Source organism: Kitasatospora sp. NBC_01300 (genome assembly GCF_041435235.1).
GTDB lineage: Bacteria > Actinomycetota > Actinomycetes > Streptomycetales > Streptomycetaceae > Kitasatospora.
The window spans coordinates 19,192-36,139 of the sequence record NZ_CP108408.1 but is presented as its reverse complement, the minus strand read 5'-3'; the positions used below and the strand labels follow the sequence as shown (position 1 = coordinate 36,139).

At 75.3% G+C, this 16,948-nt stretch carries 17 protein-coding genes; 7 read left to right on the top strand and 10 right to left on the bottom strand.

The genetic code is table 11. From position 1 onward, the window contains the following. Nucleotides 1–44: 44 nt before the first annotated feature. The 4 genes from OG556_RS00160 to OG556_RS00145 all read right to left on the bottom strand — a co-directional run bounded on the left by OG556_RS00160 (nt 45) and on the right by OG556_RS00145 (nt 4,102). The gene (locus OG556_RS00160; RefSeq protein WP_371515208.1) at nt 45–722 is read right to left on the bottom strand and encodes a response regulator; all 678 of its coding nucleotides are present in this window, start codon (nt 720–722) and stop codon (nt 45–47) included. Beyond that, on the bottom strand, nt 719–2,095 hold the full coding sequence (locus OG556_RS00155; protein ID WP_371515207.1) for a sensor histidine kinase: 1,377 nt from the start codon (nt 2,093–2,095) through the stop codon (nt 719–721). Before OG556_RS00155 ends, OG556_RS00160 begins: the two co-directional genes overlap by 4 nt. A gap of 190 nt (nt 2,096–2,285) precedes the next feature. Further along, nucleotides 2,286–3,137: an ABC transporter permease gene (locus OG556_RS00150; protein WP_371515206.1), complete on the bottom strand. Its 852-nt coding sequence runs from the start codon at nt 3,135–3,137 to the stop codon at nt 2,286–2,288. Next, a complete protein-coding gene (locus OG556_RS00145) occupies nt 3,134–4,102 on the bottom strand; it encodes an ATP-binding cassette domain-containing protein (protein ID WP_371515205.1) in 969 nt (322 codons plus the stop codon). Before OG556_RS00145 ends, OG556_RS00150 begins: the two co-directional genes overlap by 4 nt. A gap of 335 nt (nt 4,103–4,437) precedes the next feature. Between OG556_RS00145 and OG556_RS00140 the strand changes: the two genes are divergently transcribed. The 4 genes from OG556_RS00140 to OG556_RS00125 all read left to right on the top strand — a co-directional run bounded on the left by OG556_RS00140 (nt 4,438) and on the right by OG556_RS00125 (nt 8,307). After that, complete coding sequence (locus OG556_RS00140; RefSeq protein WP_371515204.1) at nt 4,438–5,397, top strand: hypothetical protein; 960 nt, start codon at nt 4,438–4,440, stop codon at nt 5,395–5,397. A 77-nt stretch (nt 5,398–5,474) separates the two neighbouring features. Beyond that, on the top strand, nt 5,475–6,395 hold the full coding sequence (locus OG556_RS00135) for a hypothetical protein (RefSeq protein ID WP_371515203.1): 921 nt from the start codon (nt 5,475–5,477) through the stop codon (nt 6,393–6,395). Then, nucleotides 6,392–7,282 (top strand): hypothetical protein, encoded by an 891-nt coding sequence (locus tag OG556_RS00130; protein ID WP_371515202.1) that lies wholly within the window; start codon nt 6,392–6,394, stop codon nt 7,280–7,282. The genes OG556_RS00135 and OG556_RS00130 overlap by 4 nt, the downstream gene beginning before the upstream one ends. Further along, the gene (locus OG556_RS00125; protein WP_371515201.1) at nt 7,279–8,307 is read left to right on the top strand and encodes a hypothetical protein; all 1,029 of its coding nucleotides are present in this window, start codon (nt 7,279–7,281) and stop codon (nt 8,305–8,307) included. Before OG556_RS00130 ends, OG556_RS00125 begins: the two co-directional genes overlap by 4 nt. A gap of 48 nt (nt 8,308–8,355) precedes the next feature. On the opposite strand, the gene OG556_RS00120 is transcribed toward OG556_RS00125, so the two are convergent. Continuing rightward, entirely contained in the window at nt 8,356–9,279 is a 924-nt protein-coding gene (locus OG556_RS00120) for an endonuclease/exonuclease/phosphatase family protein (protein ID WP_371515200.1), read from the bottom strand. Between the two features lie 204 nt (nt 9,280–9,483). Continuing rightward, on the bottom strand, nt 9,484–10,134 hold the full coding sequence (locus tag OG556_RS00115; protein WP_371515199.1) for a M15 family metallopeptidase: 651 nt from the start codon (nt 10,132–10,134) through the stop codon (nt 9,484–9,486). 182 nt (nt 10,135–10,316) lie between these two features. On the opposite strand from OG556_RS00115, the gene OG556_RS00110 reads away from it, so the two are divergent. After that, nucleotides 10,317–10,988 carry a response regulator transcription factor gene (locus tag OG556_RS00110; RefSeq protein WP_371522504.1) on the top strand — a complete coding sequence of 224 codons (672 nt, stop codon included), beginning with the start codon at nt 10,317–10,319 and terminating at the stop codon, nt 10,986–10,988. Continuing rightward, complete coding sequence (locus tag OG556_RS00105) at nt 10,985–12,118, top strand: sensor histidine kinase (protein WP_371515198.1); 1,134 nt, start codon at nt 10,985–10,987, stop codon at nt 12,116–12,118. The genes OG556_RS00110 and OG556_RS00105 overlap by 4 nt, the downstream gene beginning before the upstream one ends. Nucleotides 12,119–12,163: 45 nt before the next feature. On the opposite strand, the gene OG556_RS00100 is transcribed toward OG556_RS00105, so the two are convergent. The 3 genes from OG556_RS00100 to OG556_RS00090 all read right to left on the bottom strand — a co-directional run bounded on the left by OG556_RS00100 (nt 12,164) and on the right by OG556_RS00090 (nt 14,844). After that, nucleotides 12,164–12,832 (bottom strand): hypothetical protein, encoded by a 669-nt coding sequence (locus tag OG556_RS00100; RefSeq protein ID WP_371515197.1) that lies wholly within the window; start codon nt 12,830–12,832, stop codon nt 12,164–12,166. Between the two features lie 165 nt (nt 12,833–12,997). Beyond that, nucleotides 12,998–13,603 (bottom strand): SGNH/GDSL hydrolase family protein, encoded by a 606-nt coding sequence (locus OG556_RS00095; protein ID WP_371515196.1) that lies wholly within the window; start codon nt 13,601–13,603, stop codon nt 12,998–13,000. 137 nt (nt 13,604–13,740) lie between these two features. Beyond that, nucleotides 13,741–14,844 carry an NADH:flavin oxidoreductase/NADH oxidase gene (locus OG556_RS00090; RefSeq protein WP_371515195.1) on the bottom strand — a complete coding sequence of 368 codons (1,104 nt, stop codon included), beginning with the start codon at nt 14,842–14,844 and terminating at the stop codon, nt 13,741–13,743. A 304-nt stretch (nt 14,845–15,148) separates the two neighbouring features. Between OG556_RS00090 and OG556_RS00085 the strand changes: the two genes are divergently transcribed. Beyond that, the gene (locus OG556_RS00085; RefSeq protein ID WP_371515194.1) at nt 15,149–16,474 is read left to right on the top strand and encodes a cytochrome P450; all 1,326 of its coding nucleotides are present in this window, start codon (nt 15,149–15,151) and stop codon (nt 16,472–16,474) included. A gap of 103 nt (nt 16,475–16,577) precedes the next feature. Here OG556_RS00085 and OG556_RS00080 read toward each other — a convergent pair whose 3' ends face one another. Then, nucleotides 16,578–16,853, bottom strand: a complete 276-nt coding sequence (locus OG556_RS00080; protein ID WP_371515193.1) for a hypothetical protein — start codon at nt 16,851–16,853, stop codon at nt 16,578–16,580. Nucleotides 16,854–16,948 lie beyond the last annotated feature (95 nt).

The following is a 16,948-nucleotide window of genomic DNA, read 5'->3' as shown; positions in this document are numbered from 1 at the left end:
GCGGCGTCAGGGGCGCGGCTGGAGCGCGGCAGGAGCGGGACGGTTCAGGTCGGCGGGTTCGGCCGGTTCAGGCCGCGGTCGTAGGCGAAGATCACGGCCTGCACCCGGTCCCGGGCGCCGATCTTCGACAGCACCCGGCTGACGTGCGTCTTGACGGTCGACTCCGCGAGCACCAGGCGCTGCGCGATCTCGCCGTTGGTCCAGCCCCGGCCGACCGCGACCAGGATCTCGCGCTCGCGCTCGGTCAGGGCGTTCAGCCGCGGGTCGTCCTCGGCGGCCGCGCCGGGCGGGCGCACGGGCAGGTGGTGGGCGTAGGCGTCCAGGAGGCGCCGGGTGATGGCGGGGGCGACGACGGCGTCGCCCCCGGAGACGGCGCGGATCCCGGCCAGGAGGTCCTCCGGGCGGGCGTCCTTGAGGAGGAAGCCGCTGGCGCCGGCGCGCAGCGCGGCGTGGGCGTACTCGTCGAGGTCGAAGGTGGTCAGGACGAGGATGCGCGAGCGCCCGCCGGTGGCGACGATGCGCCGGGTGGCCTCGATGCCGTCCATGCCGGGCATCCGGATGTCCATCAGGACGACGTCGGGCCGCAGGTCGGCCGTCAGGCGTACGGCCTCGGCGCCGTGCGCGGCCTCGCCGACGACCTCCGTGCCGGGCTGGCTCTCCAGCAGCATCCGGAAGCCGTACCGCTGGAGCGGCTGGTCGTCGACGATGAGGACCGTGGTCACGTCAGGCCGCCTGTCGGGTCGGGGTCGGGATCGGGGGTGAAGGCACCGGGGCCGCCGGGGCGACCGGGGCCGTCGGGGCCGTCGGGCCCGTCGGGGGTGAGGTCGAGGACGGCCTCCACGGTCCATCCTGCCCCGGGCCCGGGCCCGGCGGTGACGGTGCCCCCGTACAGTGCCGCACGTTCGCGCATGCCCGTCAGACCGTGCCCCTCCTCGCCCGCCGCCCCGCCGCGCACCGCCCCGCCGGGCGGACCGCCGTCCTGCACCCGCACCCGCAGCCGGCCGCCCTCGGCGGCCAGCGTCACGTGCACCCGGGTCTCGGGCCCAGCGTGCTTGAGGGTGTTGGTGAGCGCCTCCTGGACGATGCGGTACGCCATCAGCTGCACCCCGCGGTCCAGCCGCCCCACCTCGCCGCGCGCGGTGTACACGACCTGCGGCCCGGCGGCCCGGATGCGCGCGCACAGCCCGTCGAGGTCGGCGATGCCCGGCTGCGGCGTGAACTCGGGGCCCTCGCCCTGGTCGCGCAGGACACCGAGCATGCGCCGCAGCTCGCCCAGCGCCTGGCGGCTGGTCTCCCCGATCAGCAGCAGCGCCTCCCGGCCCCGCTCGGGGGAGGCCTCGGTCGCGTACGCGCCGCCGTCCGCCAGGGTGATGATCACGGACAGGTTGTGGCCGATGATGTCGTGCATCTCCCGGGCCACCCGGGTGCGCTCGGTGGCGGTGGCCAGCCGGCTGCGCTGGTCGCGCTCGACCTCCAGCCGCGCCGCCCGCTCGCGCAGCCCGGCGAGCTGGGCCCGGCGGATGCGCACCGCGATGCCGACGGCCACCGCCGCCGTCGCCGCGCTGAACAGGAAGAACAGCGCGTCCCCGACCGGCAGCCCGCCGGACAGCTCCACCGCGACCAGCGCCGACGCGCCGGTCATCGCCGCGCACGCCCACGCCAGGTGCCGCAGGCTCCCGTGCAGGGCCAGGCTGTAGAGGGCGACGAGCAGCGCGACGTCCGCGCGCAGCGCGACCCCCAGCGACCACTGCAGGACGAACACGGCCGCGACCGCCGCGAACGCCGCCGCCGGCCGCCGCCGGCGCCACAGCAGCGGCAGCAGCAGCCCCGCCTGCAAGGCCAGCATCGCCGCCAGCGGCGGACGGGCGAAGACGATCCGGTGCTCGCGCGCCCGCTCCCCGCCGTCGTGGAAGGGCAGCAGGTCCGGCAGGCAGAACAGCAGGAAGACCGCGGCCACCACCGCGGTGTCCAGCACCCACGGGTGGTCGCGGTCCGCCTGGCGCGCCCGCTGCCCCAGCCGGGCCAGGCGCGCGAACACCGGGTGCCCCGACAGCGGGTCGCCCCCCGCCCCCGCGGCGGTGTCGTGCTCGCTCACGGCGTCACCTTCGTCCAGCTCGTCCGCAACGGGCGTCACCTTCGTCCCACTCACCCGCACCTTCGTCCCACTCACCCGCAACGGGCGTCACCTTCGTCCCACTCGCCCCGCAACGGACACGAAACGGGCCCGGTGCGGCACCCGACTCGAACGGGCACCGCACCGGGACGTCCACGCAGTCTCCCAGCCCTCAGGCGTCGCTGCGCACCAGGCGCACGGCCGCGCCCGCCAGGGCGAGCACCGTCCACAGCAGGAAGACCGCCAGCCCCGCGGCGGGCGACAGCGTTGTCGCGTCGTGGTGCAGGGCGAACAACGCCTGGCCCGCGTTGCTGGGCAGGTACGGGCTGATGTGGTCCTGCCAGGACGAGGGCAGCAGCGAGATCAGGCCGGGGACCAGCATCAGCGAGGCCACCAGCACCGAGATGCCGCCCGCCACCGACCGCAGCAGCGCGCCCAGCGCGACACCGATCACGCCCACCAGGGCGAGATAGAGCCCGGCCCCCAGCAGGCCGCGCAGGACGCCGGCGTCGGAGAACGTCATCGCCGCGCGGGTACCGGAGAGGATGCCGCTGTCGGCCGCGAAGGCGACGAACACCCCGACGGTGCCCAGCAGCAGCACCACCACCCCGTACACCGCCGCCTTGGACCACAGCACCGGCAGCCGGCGCGGCACCGCGGCCAGGGTGGAGCGGATCATGCCGGTGGAGTACTCGCCCGCGGCGACCAGCACGCCGAGGACACCGAACGCCAGCTGCGCGAAGTTGGTGCCGAACAGCGACAGGCTCAGGGCACTGGCGTCGGCGAAGTCCCCCCGGTCCATCGGGCGCCCCGAGGTGATCCTCGACTTGAACTGGAACGCGGCGATCAGCCCGAACGCGACCAGGAACAGCAGGCCCAGGCCCAGCGTGATCCAGGTCGAGCGCAGCGACCACAGCTTGGCCCACTCCGAGCGCAGCACGCGCACGGGCGTCACCCGGTAGGCGGGGCGCGCGGGCCGCAGGCCTGCGGCCTCGGACGTCTGGCTCGGTGCGATGGTGCTCATGCCGCGCTCCTCGGGGACTCGGCGCCGGCACCCGCACTGGCGGCGGGCCCGGTCGCGGTGGTGGTGCCGTGGTACTCCACGGCGTCCCTGGTCAGCTCCATGAACGCCTCCTCCAGGGAGACCGTGCGGGTGGTGAGCTCGAACAGCGCGATGCCCTGCTCGGCGGCCCGCAGGCCGATCTCCCGCGCCGCCAGGCCGGTGACGAGGAGCTCCTCCGAACCGGAACGGCCGGTGACCTCCACACCCGGCCCGGCCAGCGCCGCGCGCAGCCGGGCCGGATCGGCGCTGGCCACCTTCACCACGTCGCCGCCGGCCTGGCGGACCAGGTCCTGCACGGTGGTGTCGGCCAGCAGCCGGCCCCGCCCGACGATGATCAGGTGGTCGGCGACCAGCGCGACCTCGCTCATCAGGTGCGAGGACACGAAGACGGTGCGGCCCTCGGCGGCCAGCGAGGTGAGGAGGTTGCGGATCCACAGCACGCCCTCCGGGTCGAGACCGTTGACCGGCTCGTCCAGCATCACCGTCGCCGGGTCGCCCAGCAGCGCCGCCGCGATCCCCAGCCGCTGGCCCATGCCCAGCGAGAACGCCCCGGCACGCTTCCTGGCCACCGACTGCAGCCCCGTCAGCTCGACGACCTCCTCCACCCGCGAGCGCGGGATGCCGTGGGTGTGCGCCTGGGCCATGAGGTGGTTGAACGCGGAGCGCCCCGGGTGGATCGACTTGGCCTCCAGCAGCGCCCCGACCTCCTGCAACGGCGCCGCGTGCGCGGCGTAACGGCGCCCGTTGACGCGCACCGAGCCGCTGGTGGGAGCGTCCAGCCCGACGATCATCCGCATGGTGGTGGACTTCCCGGCGCCGTTGGGCCCGAGGAAGCCGGTGACCGTGCCGGGCCTGACCGTGAAGTCGAGCCGGTCGACGGCGGTCTTCTCCCCGTACCGCTTCGTCAGCTGGTGCGCCTCGATCATCGCTCACCCCTACGCTCCGGGGCCGGACCGTCCCGGCCTCCCTCACACTCCACGCTAGGTGCGGCGCCGGCGCGATCCGTGGTACCCCGGACCGATCATCGGAGTGGGCACGGTACCGCGGTACCACGCCAGGACCGCCTGTTGCGGTTACATCACGACGTGTCCGATTCATCGAGTATTGGACCGGAGTGCGGCGATTAACTTTGTTGGCAGTGATGCGAACGGTCTCTCATAATTCCTGCTGAGACGCGTGATGGACGGTCCGGAGAACCGCCGGGGAAGCGGTTTGCGAGGAAGTCCGCGCGCGAGATCCCACATTTTCCCGGGGGAGTTCCTTGTCCGCGCCCGAAAACGAGACAGCCGCCGTTCCGGAGCAGCCCGACGCTGCACCGGAACCGGCCGCCGCACCGCAGCACCCCGCCGCACCGCAGCACCCCGCTGCGCCGCAGCACCCCGCCGTACCGGAGCACCCCGCCGTACCGGAGCACCCCTCCGTACCGCAGCCCGACGCCGCGCCGCAGCCCGCCGTCGCACCCGAACCGGCCGCGCGCCGGCTGCCGCGCGCCGTCGGCGTCGTCCTGGCCACCGCCGGCCTGCTCGCCGTCACGGCGACCAGCGCCGCGGTGACCGTCGCCGTCGGCAGGCCGGACGCCCGCCCGGTGGCCGCCGCCGCACCCGCGCCGGCCGCCACCACCGCCAGCCCGAGCCCGACGCCCTCCGCCACCCCGGTACCGGTGCCGACGCCCACCGCCGCCCCGACCACCCCCAAACCGGCCAGCACCGTCAAGGGGAGCGTCAACGGCGGCAAGCACGAGGGCGACCTGCGCTACTTCCTGCTCCCGATCCCGGACGACGGCGAGTCGTACGGGCCCGCGGACGGGATGACCATGACCAACGACGACGTCACCGACCTGTTCGGCAAGCAGGACGGCATCATGGACATCCTCGGCTCGTACGGCTACCAGTCGGGCGCCACCCGGATGTACCGGACGGCCGACGGCAAGGCCGAGGTCACCGTCACCCTGCTGCGCTTCGGCTCCACCTCGATGGCGCGCGAGTTCGTCCAGGGATACACCCTCAAGTCGCAGGACCCGATCGACATCGACGGCGACCCGAACGCCCACGGCTACCTGCACAAGCCCAAGCAGCAGGCGTACACCGGCTCGATGACCGGCATCTCCAGCCAGGGCGACGTCCAGTACACGATCGACGTCGAGGTGAAGGGGACACCGGACAAGGCGCTGCTGAGCGGGCTGATGAAGCGCCAGCGCGAGTGGCTCGCCTCCGGCGGCTGAACGCAGCTGAACGCGGCTGAACCCGCGCCGCCGCCCGCCCCGACGCCGTCCTCCCCATCCTCCTCTGGAGCCACCCCGTGACCACCGAACCCGCGCTGCCCCCGCCCGGCACCGCGCCGGCGCCCGCCGCCCCGCCGCGGCCCCACGCCGCACCCGCCGAACCGCCTGCCGCCGAACCGCCTGCCGCCGAGACCCCGGCCGCCGAATCGCCTTTCGCTGCAACGCAGTTCACCACTGAACCGCCGTCCGACGTGTCGGCCCCCGAGCTCCTGCCGCCCGCCCCCGAGCGGGCGCCCCGCGCCCCGCGCCGCCCGCGCCCGGTGCTGCTGGCGGTGTCCGGCCTGGTGCTCGGCACCCTGGTCGGCGGCGGCGTCGGCTACGCCGTCCAGGCCCAGCGCCCGCCGACGCCGCTGCCGCCGATCCAGGTCGCGCGCCCGTCCTACCCGGCCGTGGCGGTCGACCCGACCGCCTACGCCGCCCAGCAGCCCAAGCCGCTGGCCATCGACGGCGACCTGCGCAAGCTGCTGATCGGCGCCCCGGACGGCAGCACCGCCTGGGGAGAATTCCCGGACAAGCCGAGCTGGGTGTCGGTCGGCGAGCTCGCCGAGTACAGCGACAGCGCGGTCCGCGACTTCAAGGACCTGAACTCCCGGGGCTTCCGGCGCGCGGCCGAGGTGGACTGGAAGAAGGGCGACGCCAGGTACCGCGTGTCGCTGGTCCAGTACGCGCCGGACCACGCCGACGAAGCCGCCACGCACGCCGTCGGCACCACCCGCAACCTGAAGCCGTTCGCCGACGTCGCCAACGGCGCCAACGGCGGCTACCGGGTGGACGAGGAACCCAGGTACTGGGCCGACAGCGCCGATCGGTACTACTACGGCCAGGCCGTAGCCCAGCGCGGCACGGTGGCGATGGTGGTGGAGGTCTTCGACTCCAAGCCGGTGAACCCCGACGTCGTGAAGGACCTCGCCAAGCAGCAGTGGGAGCGGCTGGTATGACCGACAACAGCATGACCGGGACCCCGGCCGCCACACCGGCGCCGACCGCCCCCGACGCGGCCCCGGCCGCCACCGAACAGCCCGTCGCCGGGCAGCAGTTCGCCGCCGATCCGGCCGCGCCGACCGCCACCGCGCCCGCCGCCCCGCGCCCCGCCTCCCGCCGCCTGCTGCGTGCGGGCGCCGCGACGGCCGCGGCGGCGCTGGCCGGGGTGGCCATCGGCGTCGGCATCATCAAGACCCAGTACGACGACCCCGCCCCGGCCGTCGCCGCCGGGCCGTCCGCCGCGCCCGTCCCGACCGCGACCGCCACGCCGTTCGGCGCCAAGTCCAACGGCAACCACTTCGGTTCGCTGCGCGACCTGCTGCTGCCCGTCCCGGCCGGCTACGAACCCGGCCCGGACGAGGGCGGCTACGGCAACGACACCGAACTCGGCGCCGAGTTCCTGTCCGCCGAACTGGACGACGAACTCCAGCAGATCCCCAAGGACAAGCGCGACAAGCTGCGCTCCTACTGGGAGGGCCTGCACGTCAAGGCCACCGGCGTGCGCACGTACCGGACCACCGAGGACGACCTGGTGGTCGGCCTGAAGCTGCGCCAGTTCAACCAGCAGGAAGTGCAGAAGCTCAACGAGTACACCGCGGTCTTCACCGGCGACACCGGCCTGTTCCGGATCGGCCCGGAGATCCCGGGCCACCCCGAGGCGCACTGCTACCTGATGCCGGCGCCGCCGTCCGCGCCGATCGACTACCTGGAGTGCTCGGCCGCCGAGGGCGACCTCCTGGTGGTCATGAACGTCGAGGGCGTGGCACCGCTGCCCAAGGACCGGATCGTCGCCCTCTTCACCCTGCAGCTCGACCGCCTCGCCCGCCCGGGAGCGTCCGCATGACCGACCACGCCACCCCGCACGAGCCCGCCGCGGGCACCCTCGCCGAGACCCTCGCCGAGACCCCCGCCGAGATCCCCGCCGCTCCCGCCGCCGCTCCCGCCACGGAGACCCCTGCGGAGACCCCCGAGGAGCACGAGGCCCGCCTCGCCCGGCGCAGCGCCCGCCGCAGGGCGGCCGCGCGCTGGGCCACCGCCACCCTGGTGTTCGCCCTCGCGGGCACCGGCGCCGCGCTGGCGGTCACCGCCCCCGAGCGCACCGACCTGCCCGGCCTGGCCACCCCGGGCGACGGCCGCTACACCTTCCCGCCGCTGACGCTGCCGCCGCTGCCCTCCGGCAGCAGCGCGCCGGAGCGTACGGGCGGCAAGAGCGCCCTGCACGCCGCGGACCTGCGCTACCTGCTGCTGCCCGCCCCCAAGGAGGCCGGCGGCAGCCTCACCCCGGCGCTCTACCCGGTCCCCACCGCCTCGGCCACCGGCACCCCGTCGGCGAGCGCGACCCCGAGCCCGACCGCCTCCGCCTCCGCCTCGGCGTCGGCCTCGGCGGGCGCGAGCCCGTCCACGGCCCCCGCCGGCCAGGCCCCGGCCGACTGGGTCACCTGCGACGCGATGCTCGCCGACCAGCGGGACCCGGCCGCGCTCCGCGAGCTGCTCCTGCGGGACGCCTGCCGGGCGGCCACCGTCCGGGAGTGGACGGCCTCCGACGGCACCCGCACCCAGATCCGGCTGCTGCGCTTCGGCGGCTCCTTCGAGTCCTGGAACGTCTTCTCCTCCCTGCGCTCCGACGCCAGGCCCAATGCCCTGCCCGGCGCGAAGGGCACCTCCCACAGCGCCTGGGACACCGTCGAGGGCGTCCACCTGGACGCCCAGGAGAGCACGGCGAAGGGCGCCAAGGGCACCCCGAACGCCCGCGTCGCCTACCTCTGCGCCTCCGACCTCGTCGCCGTCGTCACCATGACCAACCCCGACGGCGTCCCGGACGCGGCCTTCCGCCAGGTGGTCACCCTCCAGTCCGACCTCCTCGCCTGACACCGGCCCCCTCGCCCGCCACCCCCGCGCCTGCCGCCCGCACGCCCCTCACGGCGTCAGCCGGGCGGCGGCGGGCAGGTGGTCGCTGGAGGTGGCGGGCAGGGTCCAGGCGGCGGTCGCGGACAGGCCCCGGGTCATGACGTGATCGATCCGGGCCAGCGGGAAGACCGCCGGCCAGGTGAACCCGAAGCCGCTGCCCGCGCTGTCCTGCGCGGAGCTCAGCCGGCTGGTGACCGGGGCGAGCGCGTGGTCCCCGGCGGCGGTGTTGAGGTCGCCCAGCAGCAGCACCCGGCGCAGGGGCTCCTCGTCCAGCGCGGCGCCGAGCGCGGCGAGGTTGCGGTCGCGGTGAGCGGTGGCGAAGCCGGTGATGTTGAGCCGGACGGAGGCGAGATGGACCACGAACACGGCCAACGGCCCACCGGGGGACTGGACTTCGGCCCGCAGTGAACGGCTCCAGCCCGGGTCGATGGTCAGCCGCCGTGCGTCGGTCACCGGGTAACGGCTCCACAGCGCGACGGTGCCGATCCGCGTGCGGTGCGGCAGTTCGGCGTCCAGCACGTGTTCGTAGACGGGCAGCGCGGCGTCGGTGACCTCCTCCAGGGCGACCAGGTCGGGGCGGGCGGCGAGCAGCGCCCGGGCCGTGCCGGCGGGGTCCGGGTTCTGCGCGCTCACGTTGTGGGTGACCACGGTCAGGCCCGCACCTCCGGCCTGGCCCGCGCCGCCCCCCGGCGGCGGGCCGCCGCCGGCGAGCACCGGCCCGAGCACGACGGCCCACACCGCGGCCAGCACCACCGCGGCGCACGCCGGCACCGGCGCGCGGCGCAGCGCGGCGGCGATCAGGACGGCGGGCACCACGAGGCCGGCCCAGGGCAGGGCGCTCTCCCACAGGCTCCCCAGCTGGACGCCCAGGCTCGGCACCCGCCGGTGACCGGCCAGGGCGAGGGCGGTCAGCAGGGCCACGGCGGCGGCCACGGGGCCGCGCCGCCAGCGCCCGACCGGCGGACGCCGCTGCCGCCGCTCCCGACGGCGTCGACGGCCGCCCGGGCGGGAGACACCCGCCGGGTCGCCCCCCGCCTCCGGGCCCGCCCCCGCCCCCGCCCCCGGCCTTGAGACCGCCCCGGCCCCGGCCCCCGCCCCCGGCGCGAGCCCCTCCTGCGATCGGATCATGAACGCCCCCTACCCGGCCGCGTCGGGCAACAGGGCCGGGCAGGTCCCGCCAGGGCTGGTCAGCAGCTCGAAGTGCCAGATCTCGTTGCCGTACACCTGGCAGAGCCCGTACCGCGCGCCGTGCTGGATCAGCCAGTAGTCGGCATTGGTCGGGCCGATGTCGATCGCCTTGCCCGAGACGTGCGCCGACTTCTCCGGCGTGTTCACGAACTGCCTGGCCCGCTCCAGACTCCCGTACTTGGCCACCCCCTTGTCGAGCAGCCGCTGCTGGTACTCCTTGCTGCGCCAGCCCGAGGTGACGGTCATCTCGATGCCCTGGGCGCGCGCGTCCCGGGCGGCCTGCTGGACGGCTTCCAGCAGCGGCCCGTCCAGGTTGCCCACCGCCGGCGCCCCGGTGTCGAACGGGGTCAGCGTCGTGCCGTCGGGTATGTCGCCGTCCGCCCCCGCCGAGGAGCCGGGCCCCGGAGCGGGGGAGGAGGAGAACGGCGCGACGGTGGCCGCCAGGGTCCGCAGCGCCGCCTCGGTCGCCGGCGGATCGGCGGCCGCGCAGGCGCCGGCCAGCGCCAGCACCACCACCGCCCCGGTGCCCACGGCCATCGCCCGCCGTCCGCCCCCCGCCGTCCGCCCCCGCGTCGCCTCCTGGCGCGTCGTCCCGTCCATCGCTGCCTCCCGGCGCTCGTCGTCTCGCCGCGACGGGGAAACCCGGCGGCCACACCATGAGAGGAAATGCGGTGTTACCAGGACGTCTGCACTAACCGATACGTTTTCGATAGGCCCGTTCGTGTCCAATGGACACCGACGGCAACGGCATCGACAGCAAGAGCGGGACGGGAGAACAGCGCGTGCGGGTCCTGGTGGTGGAGGACGAGATCTACCTCGCCGAGGCGGTCCAGGCGGGCCTGCGCCTGGAGGCGATCGCCTGCGACATCGTCACGGACGGCGACGCCGCCCTCGAACGCCTGGCCGTCCACACCTACGACGTCGTCGTCCTGGACCGCGACATCCCCGGCACCCACGGCGACGACGTCTGCCGCACCATCGTCGAGCACCGCCTGGGCTGCCGCGTCCTCATGCTCACCGCCGCCGCCCGCCTCGACGAGAAGGTCGCCGGCTTCGAACTCGGCGCCGACGACTACCTGACCAAGCCCTTCGACCTCGCCGAACTCGTCGTGCGGCTGCGCTCCCTGGCCCGCCGCCCCGCCCAGGCCGCGCCCCCCGTCCTCGAATACGCCGGACTGCGCCTGGACCCCTTCCGCCGCGAGGTCTACCGCGACGGCCGCTACGTCGCGCTGTCCCGCAAGCAGTTCGCCGTCCTGGAGGTCCTGATGACCGCCCGCGGCGGCGTCATCAGCGCCGAGAACCTCCTCGAACGCGCCTGGGACGAGAACGCCGACCCGTTCACCAACGCCGTCCGCATCACCATCTCCGGCCTGCGCAAACGACTCGGCGAACCCTGGGTGATCCAGACCGTGCCCGGCGTCGGCTACCGCCTCACCGACGGCACCCCCACGTGAGCGCCCCGCCCCGCACCCGCCCCGCGCCGCGGCCGCGCCGCCTGACCGCCCGCCTGCGGCTCACCCTCAGCTACACCCTCTTCGCCGTCATCACCGGCACCCTCTGCCTGGCCGTCGTCTACGTCGGCATGCGCTACATCCCCAACTACCCGCTCACCTCCTCCAACCCCCGCGACCGCCTCTCCGCCCCCTCCCGCCAGGAGATCCTCCGCTCCCTGCTCACCATCTCCGGCTACGCCCTGGCCCTGCTCACCGCCGTCGGCACGATCGGCGGCTGGTTCATCGCCGGCCGCGTCCTGCGGCCCCTCCAGGACATCACCGGCGCCGCCCACCGCGCCGCCGGCGGAGCACTCGAACACCGCATCGCCCTCGCCGGCCCCCGCGACGAGTTCACCGACCTCTCCGACGCCTTCGACGAGATGCTCGAACGCCTCCAGCGCTCCTTCGACGCCCAGCAGCGCTTCGCCGCCAACGCCTCCCACGAACTGCGCACCCCCCTGGCCATCACCCGCACCATGCTCCAGGTCGCCGCCGCCGACCCGGCCCGCCAGGACTGGACCACCCTCGTCGCCCGCCTCCAGGACACCAACCAGCGCGGCATCGAGATCAGCGAAGCCCTCCTCCAACTCGCCGACCTCGGCCACACCGCCCCCGAACTCGAACCCCTCGACCTGGCCCGCACCACCCGCGACGCCCTCGCCGCCGTCCAGGAGGAGGCCGCCGCCCTGGGCGTCACCGTCACCACCGACTGCCGCCCCGCCCCCGCCACCGGCAACCCGGTCCTGCTGCGCCAGGCCGCCGTCAACCTGCTGCAGAACGCGCTGCGCCACAACCTGCCGACCGGGGGATCCGTCACCGTCACCACCGGGGCCGATCCGGACCGCCCCGGCCGGGTCCGGCTCGCCGTCACCAACACGGGCCCCCGCCTGGCCCCCGAGACGGTCCCCACCCTCACCGAGCCCTTCCTGCGGGGCCGCGGGCGCACCGCCCAGTCCGACCCCGCCCGCCGCGGTCACGGCCTCGGCCTGGCCATCGTCGTGGCGATCGCCGACGCCCACCACGGCGACCTCGGCCTCACCCCCGGCCCCGGCGGCGGGCTGCACGCCACCCTCAGCCTCCCGGCCCGCTGAGCCCGGCCCGCCGAGCCCCGCCCGCCGTCCGGCCGCGCCCCGGCCTCACCCCGTCGGCTGCCCGGGCCGGCCCGGCACCCACAGCGGCGCCGGGCCGCCGAGCGCCATGTACCGGGCCGCGTCCTCCTCCAGCCACCCGTCCACCCGGCCCGGGTCGCCGCCGCACGACTCCACCAGTGCGGCGGCCGCGATCCGGGCGCAGGCCAGCATCAGCGCCAGGGTGTCCTGTCGGTGGTGCCGCTCCCGGACGTACGCCTCGCCCCGCTCGTCGATGCGCCGGCCGTGCGCCTCCCCGTCCCCGCCCCCGTCGTCGGCGGTGACCGCCTGGACGCCGTGCCACACCAGGGCGAGCGCGGCCGGTTCGGCCGGGTGCGCCACCTCCGCCCGGCCCGCCTGCTCACGGGCCTCCGCCGACCGCCGGCCCAGCCACTCCAGCACCGCCGGCACATCCCCCTCGCGGGCCTGGAGCACCAGCTCCGCCGCCCGGTACGCGAGCGCCCGCAGGACCTCCCCGGCCGGCACCCGCAGCCCCGGCACCGGCGGCTCGCCGAACGCCAGCCAGGCGTCCGCGAACGACGCCGCCCGCACCGGCCCCAGCCACGCCGGAGCCCCGGCCGCGTCGCCCACCCACTCCTGCGCACCCAGCCGGACCAGGCCCGCCGCGGCAAGCCGCGCCGCGTCCCCGTCCAGCCCGCACAGCCGTCCACCCCTCACCGCGCACCCCCGTCAGCGCCTTCAATCCCGTGACGGGCACATCCCACCACACCAGGACGCAAGCGAACTAGACAGGGACCCGACAAAAATTTCCGGCGCCGCCCAGCCGCCGATCAGCCCAGGACCAGCGGCAACCGCCCCGCCGGCGCGCCCAGCGCGCCCCGCTCACAGGGCGGTGAGCTCGCCCAGCCCCAGTGTGCGCAGCGTGTGGTCGGCCAGGTGCAGGTGGCCGACACCGTTGGGGTGCGTGGGGTCGTCCAGCCACGGGATCGCCTCGCCGTCGGGGAACTCGGCGAGCCAGTACGCCTCGTGGTCGACGAGCAACGCGCCCGTCTCCGCGGCGAGTTCGCGCACGGCCTGGCAGTACGCGGGCAGCTCGGGGCGGGCGGCGCGCCCGGCGTGGCTGGCCACCAGCGGCGTGTGCAGCACGATCTGCGCGCCGGCGGACCGGGCGACGATCTCGCGCATGGCGTCGCGGAACTCCCCGAGCCCGTCCGGCCCGGCGGGGGCGTCGTTGGTCCCCAGCGAGAGCGACAGCACGTCCGGCGCGAACCGCCCGATGACGAAGTCGTACGCCCCGAGGACGTCGGTGGCCCGCCAGCCGGACACGCCGGTGTTGACCACCACGTCCGTCAGCCGGCCGAGTTGCCAGCTGAGGCGTTCCTGTACGTGCTCCACCCAGCCGCGCGCGCCGTGGGTGTGCAGGGCGGCCCGGGTGATGCTGTCCCCGGCCGCCACCCAGGTCATCGCACCGTCCGACAGTTCGACCATGTGACCGTCCCCCTTTGATGGTTCGTCCCGTGCCGCGGTCCCCGCCGCGGTACCCGAAGAGTTGATCACAGGTTGTCCGGAACCGGCGGGCGGCGGGCGGGCCTTCACGGGCCCCCGCCGCCCGTACCGGGGCGCCGCTACGCGCGGTGGTACTGCACGGGGACGGGGACCCGGGCGCCGAGTTCGGCGGCGGCGCGGCGCGCCCAGTACGGGTCGCGCAGCAGCTCGCGGCCGAGCAGGACGGCGTCGGCCCTGCCGGCGGCGAGGATGTCCTGGGCCTGGACGGGGTCGGTGATCAGGCCGACGGCCGCCACGGGCATGCCGGCCCCGCTGCGCACGGCTTCGGCGAAGGGCACCTGGTAGCCGGGTCCGGCCTCGATCGTGGCGTCGGGGACGAGGCCTCCGGTGGAGACGTCCATCAGGTCCACGCCGTGGGCCAGGAGTTCCTTGGCGAGGCGGACGGTGTCCTCCGAGGTCCACCCGGTGCGGCCGTCCTGGGGGTTCTCGGTGAGCCAGTCGGTCGCGGAGACGCGGAAGAGGACGGGCAGGTCCTCGGGCCACGCCGAGCGGACGGCGTCGACGACCTCCAGGGCGAAGCGGATGCGGCCCTCGAAGGAGCCGCCGTAGGCGTCGGTGCGGTGGTTGCTGTGGGGGGAGAGGAACTGGTGGATCAGGTAGCCGTGGGCGCCGTGGATCTCGACGGCCCGGAAGCCGGCGTCGAGCGCGCGCCGGGCGGCGTCGGCGAACTGCCGGACGATCCCGCGGATCTGCTCCTCGGTGAGTTCGTCGGGCCTGGTGTGGGTGGGGGCGAAGGGGAGGGCGCTGGGGGCGAGCGGCGTCCATCCGTGGGCTTCGTCCGGGGCGAGGGCGCGGCCGCGGTCGATCCAGGTGCGCTCGGTGGACGCCTTGCGGCCGGCGTGGGCGAGCTGGAGCGCCGGCACGGTGCCCTGCGCCGTCAGGAAGGAGGTGATCCGCCGGAAGGCCGCGACCTGGGTGTCGTTCCAGATCCCGAGGTCGTAGGGGGTGATGCGGCCTTCGGGGCTGACGGCGGTGGCCTCCATGATGATCATCCCCGTGCCGCCGGTGGCGCGTGCCGCGACGTGGGCGAAGTGCCAGTCCGTCGGGGCGCCGGCCGCGTCGCCGTCCGGAGCGGCGCTGTACTGGCACATCGCCGCCATCCAGACGCGGTTGGGGATGGTCAGGGTCCTCAGGGTGTAGGGGGTGAAGAGGGTGGTGCTCATGGGCGGACTCCTGTCGCGGGGCGAGGCGGGTGGGGCCGGTGGCGCGAGAGGCGAGGGGACGCCTCCCCGGGTGATTGCAGGTGCACTTTGTCTGACACAACAATAGTTGCGCACGCTGATTGATGGCAAGCGCTGGCCACTTTGCCCGGACCCCCGGCCTGCCACCCACCGCCGCCCGACCCGGCGCCGCCACCTGCCGGCGGACGCGCCCCCACGCGATCCTGGTCCCCACGGCCGTCGGCACTGCGCCGCCCGCGTCCACCGCCCGGGCGGCGGCTCCGGCCATGCGACACCAGGAGGTCCGATGAAGATCCCCGGTCCCGACCCCCGGCCGGACGGCGGCGTCGGCGCCATCGCGCAGGCCGGCGGGCTGCACACCTACCAGCTGTGGCTGCACGCCGAGTACGGCCCCGTGGCGCGGTTCCAGCTGCCCGGCGCCGAGACGGCCGTCTCGGTCGCCGACCCGGTGCTGCTGGAGGCCACCGCGCACCTGGACCGCCGCCCCGAGCGCCTGTTCTCCTTCCTGGACCCGCTGTTCGAGGCCGGCAACCTCCAGGTGCTCCCGGCGGACGAACACGCCCCGTGGCGCCGCACCCTGCTCTCGGTCCTGGCCGGCCGCCCCTCCCACGAGCAGGCCTTCGACCGCTTCACCGCGCTCGCGACCGGCCTCGCGGACCGCTGGGCCGCGCGGGGCGCGCGGGGCGAGGCCGTCGCGCTGCAGCAGGACCTGACCGCCCTGTCCCTGCGGATGATCTGCGCGTACGCCCTGGGCGGCGAGGTGGAGGGCCCGGACGCCGTCGCCGCCGCCTTCGAGGAGGTGCTCGCCGACTACCTGGAACGGCTCTACCAGGTGCCCTGCGCCGTCGACCCGCAGGAGCGCGCCGAGCGGACCGCGCGGGCGCTCGCCCTCCTGCGCGCGACGGTCGACCGGGTGATCGCGGCCCACCGCGACGGCGCCCGCGCCGACCGCAGCGACCTGGTCGGCGCACTGGTCGAGGCCGGCCAGCGCCCCGCCCGGATCCGCGACACCGTCCTCGCGGCGATGCTCGCCGCCCACCACACCACCGGCGTGGCCGTCTCCTGGACCCTGCACCTGCTGGGCCGCCACCCCGAGGCGGCCGCACGCGTCACCGGGGAACTGGACCGCGTGCTCGGCGACCGCCCGGCCCCCGGGTACGCCGACCTGAGGCGCCTGCCGTACCTGCGGACGGTCCTCCAGGAGTCGATGCGCCTCTACCCGCCCGGCCCCTACGGCGCGCGCCAGACCACCGAGGCACTCACCCTCGGCGCGTACGAGGTCCCCGCCGGGGCGGTGGTCTTCTACCCGTTCTGGGCCGTCCACCTGAACCCCGACCACTGGCCCGAGCCCGAACGGTTCTGCCCCGAGCGCTTCACCCCGGAGCAGGCGGCCGGACGCGCGCGGCTGGCCTGGGTCCCCTTCGGGTTCGGCCCGCGCAGCTGCGAGGGCGCCGCCCTGGCCATGGTCGAGTGCGAACTGCTGCTGGCCGTCCTCCTCAAGCGCCTGCGCTTCCGACCCGTGCCGGGCCACCGGGTGGTCCCGGCCGAACGGTTCGTCCTCTGGGCGGCCGACGACATCCGCATGCTCGTCAGCCCGCGCCGGGCCGCCTGAACACCGCAGGGCCGACGGCGCGCCCGGCCCGGCCCGGCCCCGGGCGTGCGGGTGCCCCGGGACGAACCGTCCCGGGGCACCCGGCATGGGGGAGCGGCGGGGATCAGCCCGCGAGGCTGATACCGGTCTCGGTGGCGTAGCCGGCGACACCGTTGGGGCCCACCGCGACGGCGGCGTCGAGGAACGAGGCACCGTCAGGACCGAACTGGACGTCGGTGATGTGCAGGGCACTGCCGTTCGGGCCGACGGAGAACGCCCCGTGGTCGTAGTTCAGGGAGGGGATGTTGTCGGGCGTGTCGGCGGAGGCGATGGTCGCCCCGCCGAGAACGATCGGGAGGCAGAGGGCGGAGACGGTCAGGACGCGGCGCGCAGTACGCATGGGGGAAGAGCCCTTCCAGATAAGGGTGGTGATGGTCGATCGGCCCGCCACGAAATGGCGGCCTGTCACCATCCACACACATTCGTATGCGGAGC

Bases quoted from the DNA above. Each gene is read 5' to 3' on its own strand.
- OG556_RS00150 (WP_371515206.1), bottom strand. From the start codon at position 3,137: ATGAGCACCATCGCACCGAGCCAGACGTCCGAGGCCGCAGGCCTGCGG.
- OG556_RS00145 (WP_371515205.1), bottom strand. From the start codon at position 4,102: ATGATCGAGGCGCACCAGCTGACGAAGCGGTACGGGGAGAAGACCGCC.
- OG556_RS00130 (WP_371515202.1), top strand. From the start codon at position 6,392: ATGACCGACAACAGCATGACCGGGACCCCGGCCGCCACACCGGCGCCG.
- OG556_RS00125 (WP_371515201.1), top strand. From the start codon at position 7,279: ATGACCGACCACGCCACCCCGCACGAGCCCGCCGCGGGCACCCTCGCC.
- OG556_RS00115 (WP_371515199.1), bottom strand. From the start codon at position 10,134: ATGGACGGGACGACGCGCCAGGAGGCGACGCGGGGGCGGACGGCGGGG.
- OG556_RS00095 (WP_371515196.1), bottom strand. From the start codon at position 13,603: ATGGTCGAACTGTCGGACGGTGCGATGACCTGGGTGGCGGCCGGGGAC.
- OG556_RS00090 (WP_371515195.1), bottom strand. From the start codon at position 14,844: ATGAGCACCACCCTCTTCACCCCCTACACCCTGAGGACCCTGACCATC.
- OG556_RS00085 (WP_371515194.1), top strand. From the start codon at position 15,149: ATGAAGATCCCCGGTCCCGACCCCCGGCCGGACGGCGGCGTCGGCGCC.
- OG556_RS00080 (WP_371515193.1), bottom strand. From the start codon at position 16,853: ATGCGTACTGCGCGCCGCGTCCTGACCGTCTCCGCCCTCTGCCTCCCG.